At 43.1% G+C, this 1142-nt stretch carries 1 protein-coding gene; it reads left to right on the top strand.

Translation table 11 applies throughout. The annotated features are described in order from the left end of the window. Positions 1-392 precede the first annotated feature (392 nt). Positions 393-1142, top strand: a 750-nt coding sequence (asd, locus tag R8N28_RS26180; protein WP_318183779.1) for an aspartate-semialdehyde dehydrogenase, incomplete at its 3' end; no start/stop codon positions are given.

Genomic DNA, 1142 nt, shown 5'->3' with positions numbered 1-1142 from the left:
TTGTTGTAATCGCGCATAACATACATTAACAAAAATTATATTTCGAACATTTGGTGTTTTATCTTGATGTTCGTCGGCTAAAACGTTTGCTTGTAAAATTAACTGCCAATTAACTTTAAAATCTATGTATTTAAATGTTGTGTGATGTGAATTTATTGTGCTTCAGTTGTTGTTTTCTCACTGAGTGGTAAGACCAATACGCTCGGAGTAGGGGATTTCCCTACTTGTTAATCGAGGAGTAAAGGCAGCAGAAATAGTTCGAAATTACGGCTAACGTGAATTTTCTCGGTAAAAGGGTAAAAATTGACCTCATTTACAAATTAGGGCTTGAGATTTTTCTGCGAAAAATGAACTATGGGGTAGGTTTAATTTATTACATGGAGAGTTATGCGATGAGAGTAGGTTTAGTTGGTTGGCGCGGCATGGTCGGTTCGGTTCTAATGCAGCGTATGGTCGAAGAAAAAGACTTTGACTTGATTGAACCAGTTTTCTACAGCACTTCTCAAGTAGGTATCCCTGCGCCTAATCTAGGAAAAGATGCAGGTATGCTTCAAGATGCCTTTGATATCGAAAGTTTAAAACAGCTTGATGCGATCATTACGTGTCAAGGTGGCAGCTACACTGAAAAAGTGTACCCAGCACTTCGTCAAGCAGGCTGGAAAGGTTACTGGATTGATGCAGCTTCAACACTGCGTATGGCGGAAGATTCGATCATCACGCTAGACCCTGTGAACCTAAAACAAATTCAACATGGTATTCATGGCGGCACGAACACCTTCGTAGGTGGTAACTGTACCGTTAGCCTGATGCTGATGGGTCTTGGTGGCCTGTTTGAGAAAGGGTTGGTGGAATGGACCAGTGCGATGACTTACCAAGCGGCTTCTGGTGCTGGTGCGCAAAACATGCGTGAGTTGATCTCTCAAATGGGTGTTATCAACGATGCAGTAAGTTCAGAACTGGCAAACCCAGCAAGCTCAATTCTTGATATTGACAAGAAAGTTGCAGACACAATGCGCAGCGCGTCATTCCCTACAGACAAGTTCGGCGTACCACTAGCTGGCTCGTTGATCCCGTGGATCGATGTGAAGCGCGATAATGGTCAAAGCAAAGAAGAGTGGAAAGCGGGTGTTGAAGCGAACAAG

This window comes from Vibrio sp. Vb1554 (assembly GCF_033344235.1).
The sequence above is the reverse complement of the archived record's forward strand: the minus strand, read 5'-3'. Positions and strand labels throughout refer to the sequence as shown.